10 protein-coding genes and 1 pseudogene are annotated in these 14,286 nt (G+C 53.8%); 7 read left to right on the top strand and 4 right to left on the bottom strand.

Features of this window, described 5'->3' with window-relative positions:
* The first annotated feature begins 25 nt into the window (after positions 1 to 25).
* Positions 26 to 1,009, top strand: a complete 984-nt coding sequence (locus tag MKZ35_RS12580) for a sulfatase-like hydrolase/transferase (protein WP_482513623.1) — start codon at positions 26 to 28, stop codon at positions 1,007 to 1,009.
* 173 nt (positions 1,010 to 1,182) lie between these two features.
* On the top strand, positions 1,183 to 2,205 hold the full coding sequence (locus MKZ35_RS12585) for a hypothetical protein (protein ID WP_482513624.1): 1,023 nt from the start codon (positions 1,183 to 1,185) through the stop codon (positions 2,203 to 2,205).
* Between the two features lie 66 nt (positions 2,206 to 2,271).
* On the opposite strand, the pseudogene ftsH reads toward MKZ35_RS12585, so the two are convergent.
* Positions 2,272 to 4,379: pseudogene (ftsH, locus tag MKZ35_RS12590) on the bottom strand (ATP-dependent zinc metalloprotease FtsH).
* A 47-nt stretch (positions 4,380 to 4,426) separates the two neighbouring features.
* Positions 4,427 to 4,837 (bottom strand): ribosome silencing factor, encoded by a 411-nt coding sequence (gene rsfS / locus MKZ35_RS12595; protein WP_482513625.1) that lies wholly within the window; start codon positions 4,835 to 4,837, stop codon positions 4,427 to 4,429.
* Positions 4,838 to 4,881: 44 nt separating this feature from the next.
* Between rsfS and MKZ35_RS12600 the strand changes: the two genes are divergently transcribed.
* The 5 genes from MKZ35_RS12600 (at position 4,882) to rlmB (ending at position 11,997) form a co-directional block, all read left to right on the top strand.
* Complete coding sequence (locus tag MKZ35_RS12600; protein WP_482513626.1) at positions 4,882 to 5,658, top strand: biotin--[acetyl-CoA-carboxylase] ligase; 777 nt, start codon at positions 4,882 to 4,884, stop codon at positions 5,656 to 5,658.
* A gap of 284 nt (positions 5,659 to 5,942) precedes the next feature.
* A complete protein-coding gene (locus MKZ35_RS12605; protein ID WP_482513627.1) occupies positions 5,943 to 6,530 on the top strand; it encodes a T9SS type A sorting domain-containing protein in 588 nt (195 codons plus the stop codon).
* Positions 6,531 to 6,747: 217 nt separating this feature from the next.
* Entirely contained in the window at positions 6,748 to 9,717 is a 2,970-nt protein-coding gene (locus MKZ35_RS12610) for a glycosyltransferase family 117 protein (RefSeq protein WP_482513628.1), read from the top strand.
* 214 nt (positions 9,718 to 9,931) lie between these two features.
* Entirely contained in the window at positions 9,932 to 11,104 is a 1,173-nt protein-coding gene (locus MKZ35_RS12615; protein ID WP_482513629.1) for a GWxTD domain-containing protein, read from the top strand.
* Positions 11,065 to 11,997, top strand: a complete 933-nt coding sequence (gene rlmB / locus MKZ35_RS12620; protein WP_482513630.1) for a 23S rRNA (guanosine(2251)-2'-O)-methyltransferase RlmB — start codon at positions 11,065 to 11,067, stop codon at positions 11,995 to 11,997. Before MKZ35_RS12615 ends, rlmB begins: the two co-directional genes overlap by 40 nt.
* Here rlmB and MKZ35_RS12625 read toward each other — a convergent pair.
* Positions 11,994 to 12,944: an IS481 family transposase gene (locus MKZ35_RS12625; RefSeq protein WP_482513631.1), complete on the bottom strand. Its 951-nt coding sequence runs from the start codon at positions 12,942 to 12,944 to the stop codon at positions 11,994 to 11,996. The two genes, rlmB and MKZ35_RS12625, sit on opposite strands and share 4 nt — an antisense overlap.
* 168 nt (positions 12,945 to 13,112) lie before the next feature.
* Positions 13,113 to 14,201, bottom strand: coding sequence for a mannose-1-phosphate guanylyltransferase (locus tag MKZ35_RS12630; RefSeq protein WP_482513632.1), 1,089 nt, complete (start codon positions 14,199 to 14,201; stop codon positions 13,113 to 13,115).
* Positions 14,202 to 14,286: the final 85 nt, after the last annotated feature.

Here is a 14,286-nt window from a genome sequence, read left to right on the forward strand (position 1 = left end):
AACGCTCCTTATTCGGCTAAACGCCATGGCTTTCCTAGTCCATTATGCACGACAAAGCTCCTTTATAGCTGGCAGCAACTGGCGGCGGTATGTCCTTTTCTTTTGGCTGCTGATCCTCTTTTCATTTGCTCCCCCGCCCGCAAAAAAAGGCCTGCGCACCAAAAATGTCATCATCGTAGTCATTGATGGTCCCCGATATTCCGAAACGTGGGGCGCCACTCCCGGCATTATTCCTCAGATGGCTATGCGGCTAAAGCCCCGCGGCATATTCTTTTCCAACTTTTACAACAACGGCTTCACCTACACCAACTCGGGCCACACCGCCCTCACCACGGGCATCAATCAGCCCATAGACAACTTTGAGTCGGAGTTACCCCAGCAGCCCTCCATTTTTCAGATCTGGCGCAAAGCTACCGGCAAGCCTGCTACCGCAGCCTGGCTGATTACCAGTAAAGACAAGCTGCACATTCTGGCCAATACCTTGAACCCAGAATGGAAAGACCAGTTTCAGCCTTCTATTGACTGCGGCATAAGTGGCCCTGGCAGTGGCTATCGTGCCGATTCGTTGACGTTGGTAGCCGCTAAGCGAATTTTGACCGAGCACAAGCCCAATCTGGTGCTTATCAACTTTATGGAACCCGATGGCTACGCGCACGCTGGCAACTGGGATAATTATCTCCGAGGCATAGTCCGCGATGATAAATACGTGGGCGAGCTTTACGATTTTCTGCAGAAGAATAGAGCCTATAGAAACACTACGACTTTACTTATCACCAACGACCACGGCCGCCACCTCGACGGCATTGGCTCAGGCTTCGTGGACCATGGCGACGACTGCGAAGGGTGTCGGCATATTAGCCTCCTAGCACTAGGGCCGGACTTTAAGAAAGGCCGGACCATAACTGAAACTTACACCCTGCCGGATGTAGCTTCGACCGCGGCTTTTTTGCTAGGATTCCCGCTAGAGCAAAGTCAAGGAAAGGCAATTGAAAGCTTGTTTAAGCGCTGATAATTAGCTATTTTCATAATAGCCTGAAGCGAAAAGCATTTCTGGCGCTGCTGTTCACTGCTTCATAATACAGGCTATTCAAATCCTTAGCTATAAGATGGCATTTCGCTGTGATAGTCCGGATTTTATCGGTTCTGGCAAGCCTGAGTTTGCTGGTTTTCCAGCCGCCAACCATGCCGGCTGGCAACCAGGAAAAGCTATATACGCAAGCCGACGATAATCCTTTCTTTTCCCGAGACGAAGTAGTAGAACTCACGCTTGCTCTACCCCTGGAGAACATTTTGAAAGACCGGGGAGCTACTCCTAGCTTTCATCCGGCGGTACTTACTTATCGGGATACTGCGGCTGCCCTAAAAGCGGTGGCAGTGCAGGTGAAGGTCCGTGGAAACCGGCGCAAAGACCCTACGGTATGCGGCTTTCCGCCGCTGCTGGTGAGCTTTCCACCCGACATTATGAGTTCTCCTTTTGGTAAGGTACAAGAGTTGAAGCTCATAACCCATTGCCTGGAGGACACTTATACTTTGCGTGAATATCTGGTGTACAAGGTTTATAATGCTCTGACCGACAAGAGTTTTCGGGTTAGGCTGTGCCGCATCACTTATCAGGATAATGGCCGCAAAGGCAAGGCAACTGTCTATTACGCTTTCTTTCTGGAGGATGCGAAGGCCATGGCCTCGCGCAACGGTGCGATCCTAGTTCCAAAGCAATTTTTCATTGGCATGGAGCACATGAATCAGAAAGACATGGCTACGCTCGCGCTTTTTCAATACATGATAGGGAATACGGATTGGTCGGTTCCTTATCGGCACAACATCCGAATGCTGAACATAAGCCCGCAAGCCAAGCCGGTTCCCGTAGCCTATGATTTTGATTACAGCGGCCTAGTAATGGCACCTTATGCGGTGCCTCCTGAGCAACTTGGCATCACATCGGTGCGGCAGCGCCTTTTCCGGGGCTATAACTTTCCTCCAGAGACGTATGCAGAAGTCAGCAAGCTATTTAACACCCGAAAACCAGCTATCTACAATGTCTATCTATCGTGCCCTTATCTGACCCAGGAAGAGAAGCTATTTGCTACTAGGTATCTGAATGACTTTTATAAAACGCTGAATAGCTCTAAAGACTTTGAGCGTAGTATTGTGCGGGCTGGAATCCGAAATGGGCAAAGGTACACGAACGTTAAAGGGTTAGAGTAATTTTAGAATTTGACATAAAAAAACCCCCCAGATATGTATCCGGGGGGCTTTTTCGCATCTGTTGATCTACAACGTCGTTCCTACGGGAGCATCCTGACGGCCTTCGGGGCTATTATCAGGACCATAGTCCAGGCCGGGAAGATTGCTCGCGGGCAGGTCGTCACTGAGCGGAATAGGATGTTCGCCCTTACGCTCGCTTAGGGTTTCGCTACGGTCAGTGCCGGCCATGTGAGCTTGGTAGCTGGTCTGGGTATCGTAAGGACGCTTACCTACCAGACGCTCTAAGTCGTCTTGCAGTAGCACTTCCTTTTCCAGCAACTCTTTGGCTACAATCTCCAGCTCATGACGACGGTCGGTGAGCAACGCTTTCGTGCGCTCGTAGGCATCGGAGATGATGGTGCGCACTTCTTCATCAATCATCTGGGAGGTAGCTTCCGAATACGGCTTACTGAAGCCATACTCATTCTGCCCCTTCGAATCATAGAAGGAAATGTTGCCTAGCTTCTCGTTCATACCATACATGGTCACGATGCTGTACGCCATCTTGGTGATGCGCTCCAAGTCGCTCAGGGCACCAGTCGAGATCTTGCCAAACACCAGGTCCTCAGCCGCGCGACCACCAAGGGCCATACACATCTCGTCGGTGAGCTGCTCGGTGTTGTATAGGAACTGCTCGCGCGGCAGGTATTGAGCATAACCCAACGCAGCAACGCCACGCGGCACAATACTCACTTTCACCAACGGATCGGCGTGCTCCAGGAACCAGCCCGTAATGGCATGACCAGCCTCGTGGTAGGCCACGATCTTCTTTTCGTTAGGCGAAATGATTTTGTTTTTCTTCTCCAATCCACCAATTACGCGGTCAACGGCATCGGTGAAGTCCTGCATTGTCACCATCTTCTTGTCGCGGCGGGCGGCAATAAGCGCGGCTTCGTTACAGACATTGGCTATTTCCGCACCAGCAAAACCAGGCGTTTGAGCAGCCAGCTTACGTGCATCCACATCAGGACCCAGCGTCAGAGGCTTCAAGTGCACCTGGAAAATCTGGGTGCGGCCGTTGATATCGGGCTTATCGATGCTTATCTGACGGTCGAAGCGACCGGGACGCAGCAACGCCGAGTCAAGCGTATCGGGGCGGTTGGTAGCGGCAAGGATGATAACCCCGGAATCGGTTCCGAAACCGTCCATCTCTACCAGCAGCGAGTTCAGGGTGTTTTCGCGCTCATCGTTGCCGCCGGGCATTTTACCGCTGCTGCGGCTGCGACCAATGGCGTCAATCTCATCGATGAAGATGATACAGGGCGCTTTGGCTTTGGCTTGCTTAAACAAGTCACGTACCCGAGCAGCACCTACACCCACGAACATTTCGACGAAGTCGGAACCCGAGAGCGAAAAGAACGGAACGTCGGCTTCACCAGCTACAGCTTTCGCCATGAGGGTTTTACCCGTACCGGGAGGACCTATCAGCAGAGCGCCTTTCGGAATTTTGCCCCCAGAACCGTAAACTTCGAAGGGTTGCGGAGAAACTCTACGATTTCCTCTACTTCCTCTTTGGCTTCTTCCAAACCAGCTACGTCCTTAAAGGTGATCTTCACCTTGTCACCACCCTCAAAAAGAGCTGCGCGCGACTTGCCGATGTTGAAAATTTGCCCCCCAGGACCGCCTGCCCCACTCATGCGGCGCATCAGGAACCAGAAACCAACCATCAACAGGATAATCAAGCCCCAGCTAGATAGCAGGCCGTAGCCATCCTGACGTTGATCGATATTCAGACCTACTTGCTGCTCGCGCGGCAGGTTTGCCTGAATCTTATCAAGGTCTTCTTTAAAGGTTTTGCCATCTACGACTCGGAAGGCAAACTGTGGGCCTTGCTCGAGGGTGAGCGGTCCGCGGCGGGACAGCTCATCGTTGTATTTAGCACTCTTGGCGGCTTCCGGCTTCAGCGTCACCTCTACGGCCCGGTCGTTCACGAGTGTCACGTCGCGGACGTCACCAGCCAGCAGCATTTGTTCAAATCGCTGCTGGTTAATGTCGGTCGTGGAGTTGCTGCGGTTGAAATAGAACATCGCGAAGATGAACAATACCAACCCGCCCAGCACCAAAAGCTGCATGCTAGGCCGCGGCGTGGGCGTCGGCAGCATGGGCTTTTTCTTTTTGGGTGTTGTATTAGGCATGAATAAGATATGTCAGGGAAAGACAAAGGCGGAACACGCCGCCTGCGCTATTTGTTCGTTCCCACTGCGTTAGAAACGATGACGTTTTCCTCCTCTAAATACTTTATATCGGCATCGCCCCAAAGCTCTTCCAGAGCGTAAAACTGACGCCGGTCGCGCAGAAAAACGTGTACTACTACATCTACATAGTCCAGCAACACCCACTCGCGGTTGGTGCGCCCTTCGGTTTGCCAAGGGTTCTGACCAGTTATCTTTTCTACTTCTTCTTCTACTGAGCGGGCAATGGCATCAAGCTGGGTGTCGGAGGAGGCGGAGCAGATAACGAAGTAATCGGCAACGGCGTTCTTAAGTTCCTTAAGATTGAGCACAACAATGTCAACTGCCTTTTTCTCCTGCATGCCGTGCACAACCACGTCTGCCAAACTGTCCGAATCTTGCCGAACCAGGGTACTTTTCATAGGGTATTGTTAGGTTTGAAATCACAAAGTAAGAAAATCAGGCGGTGGTTATTTTCCCCCAAACCCTCTTCACGGGCCAACAGCTAATCTGGTTGCCCGAATGTGCCTCTACAAACACGGAGGCACAGCGCTTAATTGGCCAAAACCGCGCCACCGACGGCTGCGTGGTCATTACCGACAAACAGACCGCCGGCCGCGGCCAACGCGGCAACCGCTGGGAAGCTCAGCCCGGCGAAAACCTGACCATGTCGGTCGTCTGGCGCCCCACATTCTTAGCTGCCCCCGATCAATTTCAGTTAAGCCAGGCCGTAGCCTTGGCCGTCTACGATTGGGCTAGTGGTCTGCTCGGCCCCGACCCCGCGCTTCGGGTGAAGTGGCCGAACGATATTTTTTTCGGGGAGCAAAAGCTGGGGGGCATTTTAATCGAAAACACGTTAAGCGGCCCTAAAATTCAATCTAGCATCGTTGGTTTGGGCTTAAATATAAACCAACGCGAATTTGCAGTGCCTACGGCCACATCTTTGGCTTGCCTCACAGGCCGGCAATATGCCTTGCCCGCACTGGCTACCAGCCTGCTTGAGTTCCTGGAGAAACGCTATCTGCAATTGCGGGCTGGACAGGTGGCGGCCCTCCACCAAGCCTACCTGCAAGTGCTATATCGCTACCAAGAGATTCATCCTTATGAAGTGGACGGACGACCTGTAACCGGCCGGATCGTAGGTATTGATGAGGCCGGACAACTGCTTGTAGTGATTGATAAGCAGCTGCGACACTTTGCTTTACAACAGATAAAATATCTTCCCAATACTCTCTTAGGGTAAACCATAACCCCACAATTATGAAGGTTTCATCTAGATAACTATGTTGTTAGTCTATAAAGTATAGTAACATCGTGGTTTTTGATTACATTCAAATAATTTAATGGAACAATAAACCTTCCTGCAACCTTTGCATCTAAGGAAGTATCTATCCGCTGGGCAAATAGTAGCTGTAGGAGCAGGCACGGTGATTGTTTTAATCTACTGCATAAAACCTGGGAGCTTTTCTAACTACCCACTTTCTACTTGGTTGCTCCGGCTCCAGGTTCATTCTAGCTAAACACACCATGGTTATCTCTACTCGTTTGTTATTAGTGCTGACGCTGTTTCTGGCGCAGCTTTCGGCGGTTGCCACTACGGTGCATCCGCCCCAATACCCGCCACCGGCCGGTGGCGGCCCCCAACAATACCAAATGGGTCTGGGCAGCCGCTCAAGCCGCCTTACTACACCTCTGCGCACAGAATTTTCTACCAATACCTTTCGGAATACGCCGTTTAGCAACTTGCCAGCGCCTACCATTTTTGCGTTCCGCAGCCCATTTTCGGGTCTTGGGGGGCAATCTGTCGCAAAGGCTGTGAGTGCCCAGGCAACTTCGGTACAGGACGCCCGGCTTAACATGCCGACCCTAAGCGTGTACCCTAACCCAGCTCGTGGAATGGTAGTTGTTAGCCTCTCACAAACTCCTGGTCCCGATTACAAATTCCGTCTTAGCAATATCATCGGCCGCGAGGTGCGCACCCTTCCCCTGCGTGCCGATATGGCTAGCACCGGCATTGCTATGAACCTTTCGGATCTGCCGGCCGGCATGTATTTCTACAGCCTGCTTGTGAAAGACAAAGTGGTAAGCACGAAGCGTTTGGTATTACAGCACTAGATTAACCAACACTAGAACAGCTCGTCATGCAACTCTTTGCCTGATGTTCTTTTACAGCGTATTCCGCATTCTAAAAAGCAGCCGAACCAATCGGCTGCTTTTTTTGTGTGCCAAAACCAGTCAGGAATGAACTGGGGGGCAAATCTGCGGTACGGCCGGATTTATTATCTACTTTTGGCCCTTCTCTGACCAAGCAAGTATGCACCGTTATAAAAGTTTGAATAACCTAATTGGCTGGCTTGTATTTGCCATTGCCACACTTACTTACCTGATTACCCTGGAGCCCACCGCTAGTTACTGGGACTGCGGCGAGTTTATTGCCTGCTCTTACAAGCTGCTGGTACCGCACCCTCCCGGCGCTCCTACCTTCCTATTGTTAGGACGCATTTTCTCGCTGTTTTCCTTCGGCGATGTGACCAAGGTAGCGGTTCTGGTAAATGCCTTGTCGGCGCTGAGCAGTTCCTTTACGGTGCTCTTTCTCTTCTGGACCATCACCATACTGGCCAAAAAGCTGGTACTGCACCGCGCTGTTCCAAACCTAGAGCCTAATCTGGAGCCTACTTTTGGCCAAACCCTCCTTATTCTGGGAGCCGGTGCTGTGGGAGCCTTGGCATTTGCCTTCTCCGATTCGTTTTGGTTTAACGCCGTGGAGGGCGAGGTATATGCCATGTCGTCGCTGTGTACGGCGGTTGTAGTCTGGATTATGCTGAAGTGGGAAAATCGCGCCCACGAAGCCGATTCCGACAAGTGGCTGATTCTGATTGCCTATATCATTGGCTTGTCTATTGGTGTCCATTTGCTCAACCTGTTGGCGCTGCCGGCACTGGGCTTCATCTACTATTACCGCCGCACTGCCAATCCTACCCTGTTGGGGGGCATTTTGACGCTGGTCGTGAGTATGGTTATCGTGGGGTCAATTCTGGCGGGTATCATTCCTGGCCTTCCAACTATTGCCGGCGCCTTCGAGGTGTTCTTCGTGAATAGTATAGGCCTGCCTTTCAACTGGGGCGTTATCATCTTTGTGCTGCTGCTGCTGGCCATTATTTATTTCGGCTTCCGCTATTCTTTCCGCAAAGGCAGCCAGCTTGTGAACACCGGTATGCTGGTGTTCGTGTTTATTCTGATCGGTTACTCGTCCTACCTGATCGTGCCGATTCGCTCGGGCTTCAACCCGACGATCGACGAAAACAAGCCCGACGATGTGCTCTCCTTTGTGAGCTATCTTAAGCGCGAGCAGTACGGCGACCGGCCGTTGCTCTACGGCCCGCAGTTTAGCGCTCAGCCGGTTGATCAGATTGAGGGTGCGCCGCGCTACGTGCGCGAGGGCGACAAATATGTGATTGCGGAGCGCCGCCTCGAAACCATCTATCGGGCTGAAGACAAGATGCTGCTGCCCCGCCTCTACAGTCCGCAGCCCGACCACATTCGCTACTACCAGAAATGGGTAGACGTGCAGCCGGAAGTGAAGCCTACCATGGGCCAGAACCTGAGCTTTCTGTTCCGCTACCAGATGGGCCACATGTACTGGCGCTACTTCCTCTGGAACTTCGTGGGCCGCGAAAGCGACGTGCAGCAAGCGGGCGTGGTGTGGCCTACCAGTGCCGGCGCGAGCGAGCTGCCGGCTCGTATCGGTGGCAGCAAAGCGCACAACAATTTCCTCGCTATTCCGCTGATACTGGGCTTGGTAGGGCTGTTCTTCCACGCCCAGCGCGACGGCCGCAATGCGTTCATTGTGGGCCTTTTGTTCTTGTTTACCGGCTTGGCCATTGTGCTATACCTGAATCAGCCGCCCATCGAGCCCCGCGAGCGTGACTACACCTTTACAGGCTCCACCTACGCCTTCGCCATCTGGATTGGGCTGGGTGTGCTTGGCTTAGCAGAGTTGCTGCGCAGCGTGCTTAAGGCCGATACCGTGCGGGCGGGAGTGGCACTTGCTCTTGGCCTTTTAGCGCCCGGCATCATGGCCGCTCAGGGCTGGGACGACCACGACCGCTCGGACCGTTACAGCTCCGTAGATTCGGCAAAGAACCTACTTAACTCGCTGGCTCCTAACGCTATCCTGTTTACCAACGGCGATAATGACACATTCCCGCTCTGGTATGCCCAGGAAGTAGAAGGCGTACGCACCGATGTGCGCGTAGCCGTACTAAGCTATTTGAACACCGATTGGTACATCGAGCAGATGCGCCGCCGCGCTTATAAGTCGCAGCCGCTGCCTATTTCGATGAAGCCGCAGAACTACGTGCAGGGCACCAACGATTATCTACCTTTTGTGGAAAATCCGGCCGTGCAGCAGGTTAATCTGAAGGAGTTTATTCAGCTGGTTGATGAGAATAGCCAGCTGCTGCAAGTCCAGACCCAGAGCGGCCGGTCGCTGCTGTCATTCCCTACCAAGAAGTTCTTCCTGCCCGTAGACACGGCCGCGGTGATGCGCTCCGGCATTATTCCGGCCGAGCGCCGCAAGCAGCTGGTGCCCCGTATGGAGTGGGACATGGGCGGTGGCGCCATTGAGAAGAAAAACCTGGTGATTCTGGATATGCTGGCTACCAATAACTGGCAGCGGCCCATCTACTTCTCCAGCACCGTGGTGCCCTCCGACATGATGAACTTGCAGCCTTACTTCCAGCTCGAAGGCATGGCCTACCGCATCCTACCCGCCCGCGACCCCAATTACGACCCGCGCGGCAACGAAGGATACGTGGCCAAGGACCTCATGTTTGAGAACATGATGAAGAAGTTCGCTTTCCGCAACCTCAACGACCCCAACGTTTACTACGACGAGAACAGCCTGCGTTTCCCCGCTAACTATCGGGAGAAGTTTGCCCGCCTAACCGAGGCTTACCTGGCGGCCGGCGACAAAGTAAAAGCGAAGCAGGTGCTGGAAAAGGCCTTCGCCGTCATGCCTGATGCGTCTATTCCGTATGATTACTACACGCCGCAATTTGTGGGGCCGCTCGTAGCCGTAGGCGAACGGAAGAAAGCCACCGACATTCTGGATACGATGACCAACCGCGCCCAACAGGCGCTGGCATATTATTCGACAACGAATGGCAGCCTGTTTGAGATGGAAATTCAAAGCAACCTGCTGACCCTGCAAAGCGTGTATCAGGCCGCCGAGCAGATCAAGGACCAGGCCCGCGCCGCCAAGGCAGTGGAGTTGCTGAATCAGTATTATCCACGTCAGTAGAGCTTAGGCTGAGCTGATTTCTGGAATTGGATTAGGAATCATTTTGTAAAAAGCCCCCCAGGTTGGTACTGGGGGGCTTTTTAGTGTTAATCAATTAAAATAAAGCTAACTCGTTATTAATTGCTGAGCAGCCGTTAAAATTCGTTCAAGGCTGTATATAATGTAATCCATGATTAGATACCCCGTCCTGCTACTTCTCTGCTTTTTGGTTTGTATGATAGCCAGCAAGCCCGCCGCCAGCCGCCGCGACTTCGCCGGGCAGTACAGCGTGGCGCGGCGCGTGGTAGTAGATACTCGTCGGGAAGCGGATAGTTTGCGCTTATATGTTCGCTTTCCTAATGGGAGCGTAGTCGGGTCGGGGCAGCCGCTGCGTATAGCACTCTGGCCGAGCTACGACGCCCAGCAGCCCGTGTGGCAAGACACGATAAATCAGCTTATTAAGCACACAAAACGCGTAGGCACGGCAGCGCTGGTTGAATTCTGTGTGCCCCTCACTCGGCTGCGGGCAGGACAAGTGCTAAGTCTGCAACCGGGCTCCAACGCCGCCGACACCGGCGACGAAGCCTGGCTCCTGCTCACCGCCGAGCGGCTAGCGCGGCCCTTTATCCTGGTCGATTCAGTGGGTGTTCCACTTCTGCGCCGTTATGTGCACGCAAGCGAACCTTTCGAAGTAAGCGCTTACGGCCTGAATCAGCCCTTACTGTTGCGGCGCTACGAAAGCAATTTCACGGCCGCTTTGCCCCCCATGACCAATCCGGCGGCACAGCCACCGGCTCCGCGCACCTTAGGCGTCCAGGATTCCATCACCTTTCAGGCCGGGCAATTGGTTGCATTGCAACGTGCCGGTTTGTATTTGCTGAACAACGGTTCCGGAGGCCCGGCCAGCAGCTTGTTAGTCGAGGAGAATAGCTTCCCGGAACTAGCAACTGCTGCCGACCTTATCCAGCCGCTTATTTACCTCACGTCGTCCGTCGAGCGGAAAAAGCTGTACGATGCTCCCTCTCCTAAAAAAGCAGTAGACCAATTTTGGCTTAATGCAGCTAATGGCCAGCAGGCCGGAGCTCGCCAGCTCATTCGCACCTATTACGGCCGGGTAGCAGCGGCTAATCAGCTTTTCTCCGCTTATAAAGCCGGCTGGATGACTGACCGAGGCATGCTTTACGTGGTGATGGGGCCACCCGATGCCGTGTACCGCACAGCCACTGAGGAACGCTGGGTATACCGTCAGCCCGACGTGGGCAACAGCACGTATGTGTTCCGCGCCAAACCCAGTACCTTTGCCCCCGAACACTATGAATTGGTGCGCCGACCAGAGCACGAAATGCTTTGGTATGCCGCCGTGGAGCAATGGAGAAAAGCCCTGACGAACGCCCGTCCCGCCCGCTGAACGAGCAGCGCCGCACCTTTTACGATGAAAACGGTACGCGCCACGAGCCCCGCCGCGACCGTGACCGGCCAGATGCTGCCCGCTCCGGAAATTCAGCGGATAAGCCTGACTACAAGCCGCGCTACCCGCACCGACCAGCCGCCGACCGCAGCATCGATATGCTGTTTGGCTTGCGTCCCATTCAGGAAGCGCTGAGTGCAGGCCGCACGCTGGAGAAGATTTTTCTGCTGCGCGGTACTAAAAACAGCATTACGCAGGAAATAACGGAACTGGCCAAAGCCGCCACTATTCCGGTGTCACTGGTGCCGCTGGAGAAGCTCAACGACCTGACGCGCAAAAATCACCAGGGCGCGGTAGCCTTCGTTTCACCCATCGATTATGCTCCTCTAGACAGTATTCTGGCGGGCTTATTTGAGGCGGGCAAAACACCTTTGCTTCTGTTGCTTGATCGTGTAACGGACGTGCGTAATTTCGGTGCAATTGCCCGCAACGCGGAGTGTTTGGGCGTCCACGCTATTGTAGTTCCCAGCCGTGGCGCTGCCCAGATAAATGGCGACGCGCTCAAAACTTCCGCTGGAGCACTGAATCTGATTCCGGTATGCCGGGAGCCTAATTTAAAGGAAACCATCACCTTCCTCCAGCAGTCAGGCGTGCAGGTGGTAGCCTGTACGGAAAAGACCGAAACCAGCCTTGAAACAGCCGACATAGACTTCACTGGCCCCGTAGCAGTACTTATGGGCAGCGAAGAAGATGGTATTTCGCCCGAATATTTAAGACTTGCTGACCATAAAGTGCGCATTCCAATGGCTGGTCAAATTGGCTCATTGAATGTATCCGTCGCCAGCGGTATTATGCTATTCGAGGTACTGCGGCAGCGTCTGCAAAGCTACTAGCTGTATGGTCCCGGAGTAAGGTCAGCCGGGTCTCGGTGAAATATACTAGGATTTTTCCTCCATTCGGCGCAAACAAATTCGTAGGGCGTAAGTCCTTTGAGGCGCTTGAGTCGTTTGGCGAAGTTGTACGCCAGTAAAAAGGTCTGTAAGTGCGTGTTGAGCTGGTGGGTTGTCTCGTAATGGAAGCGCTTAATCGTGGCCTCTTTCAGTGTGCGGTTCAGGCGTTCGACCTGGCCGTTGGTCCAGGGATGGGCCGGCTTGGTAAAGCGCTGCTCAATGCCCCATTCGTCGCAGAGCTGCCCGACCGGATGACGGCCCACGTGCGGGTGATGCGGCAAATTTCGGAACTGGATGCCGTTGTCGGTCAGTAGCTTGTGTACTTTATACGGGAGTTTGGCTAACACCCGTCGCAGAAAATCGACGGCGACGGCCTGCGTGGCGTGGGGGTGCAGTTCGGCAAAGGCCAGCTTGCTCGTGCGGTCAATGGCCACGTCCAGGTACTGTTTGCCTTCTTCGGTCTGGACCTCGGCAAAATCGAGGTGCAGGTAGCCGAGGGGGTAGGCTTTAAACGCGGCTTTTTTGCTCTTCCCCTCTTCTTCGCCGGGCGGCAAGCGGCTGAGGCCGTGCCGCTGTAAACAGCGGTGCAGCGACGAGCGGCTCAAGGTGGGAATGGCCTCTTGCAGGGCGTAGAGGCAGTCATCAAGGGGCAACAGGGTCTGCTGGCGAAACACGACAATGGCGGCTTCTTCGGCGGGCGTGAGGACGGTTGAGGCGGGTTTGGGGCCCCGCACGGCCTCTTCCGTGGTGGTCCGGTCACGCCACTTGGCCACCGTCTTGGGGTCGATGCCGAAGCGCGCGGCTAGCGTTTGTAAGCTTTCTGTACTTTGCTGGATAAGGCGCCGAGTTGCCGGCGTTGTGCGGGCGCAGCCATGTGGTACTTTTCCCATAGATTTGCTTTGTAAGCAGACCCCAAAGTTACCCCATTATCCTCTGGGACCATACAACTAGCTGTTAGTCAGTCCCTGGCTTAAGACTTGGTTACAAAAATCAGCGCCCGGCGGCCGACTCAGTGAGTTGGCCGCCGGGCGCTGATTTTTACTGGATCTGGTTGCAGCCTAATTATACCCGTTACCCTTCTTGGCCCGAACATCTGCCACAAACTCTTTTACCCGCTGCTCCTCCGTACGCTTGCAAATGAGCAATACGTTGTCGTACTCGGCCACAATGTAGCCTTCTAGGCCCTGCACAACTACCAAACGCTCAGAGGGAGTTTTGATTACACACTCGCGGGTATCATAGAGGATGGCATCACCATCAACCACATTGCCATTCTCGTCGCCGCGACCAATGCGGTGTAGTGAATCCCAGGTGCCTAGGTCGCTCCAACCGAAGTCGGCGGGCAGCACGTACACGTTGTCGGCCTTTTCCATAATGCCGTAGTCGATGCTGATGTTGCGGCAACGGGAGTAGGCATTGGTGATAAAATCTTCCTCCTTGCTGGTTCCCAGCTGATCGAGTCCTTCGTCGAATACCTCTGCAATGTCACTGAGATACTGATGGAAAGCCTGCATAATCACTTCGGCACGCCAGATAAATAAACCCGAATTCCACAGAAAGTCGCCGCTCTCCACGAACATCTTTGCCAACTCCAGATTGGGCTTCTCAGTGAAGGTTTTTACTTTCCGCAGGCTACCATATAACTCGCTCTGGTCGCCATCAATAAACTGAATGTAGCCGTAGCCGGTGTCGGGTCGGGAGGGCTGAATGCCGAGCGTAATGAGAATGTCCTGGGCGCGGGCACTTGCTACAGCTTGACTAATAATATCCCGAAACTCGTCCTCACGCTGCACGGCATGATCGGCGGGCGTCACGATGATGACCGCTTGCGGGTCGCGCTGTGCGATGCGGTAGCTGGCGTAGGCAATGCACGGCGCCGTGTTGCGGCCAATTGGCTCACCCAGAATCTGGTCGGGGGGCAAATCGGGCAGGTGTTGCTGTACCAGCTCGCTGTAATCGCGGTTGGTTACTACAAAAACATTCTCTGGGGGGCAAATTCCGGCAAAACGATCTACAGTAAGCTGCAACATCGACCGGCCTACTCCCATCACATCATGAAACTGTTTGGGATGATTGGTGCGGCTAAAGGGCCAGAAGCGGCTACCAATGCCGCCCGCCATCACGACGAGATACGTGTTTTGAGTCATAGAGCAGGCCTCACGGAAGCCGGGTTAAAGTAAAATCGGGGCGAAGGTCCGAAATATTTCAGGGTTGTGCCCCCTTCTGCACGAA

Source organism: Hymenobacter sp. R533113 (assembly GCF_056835965.1).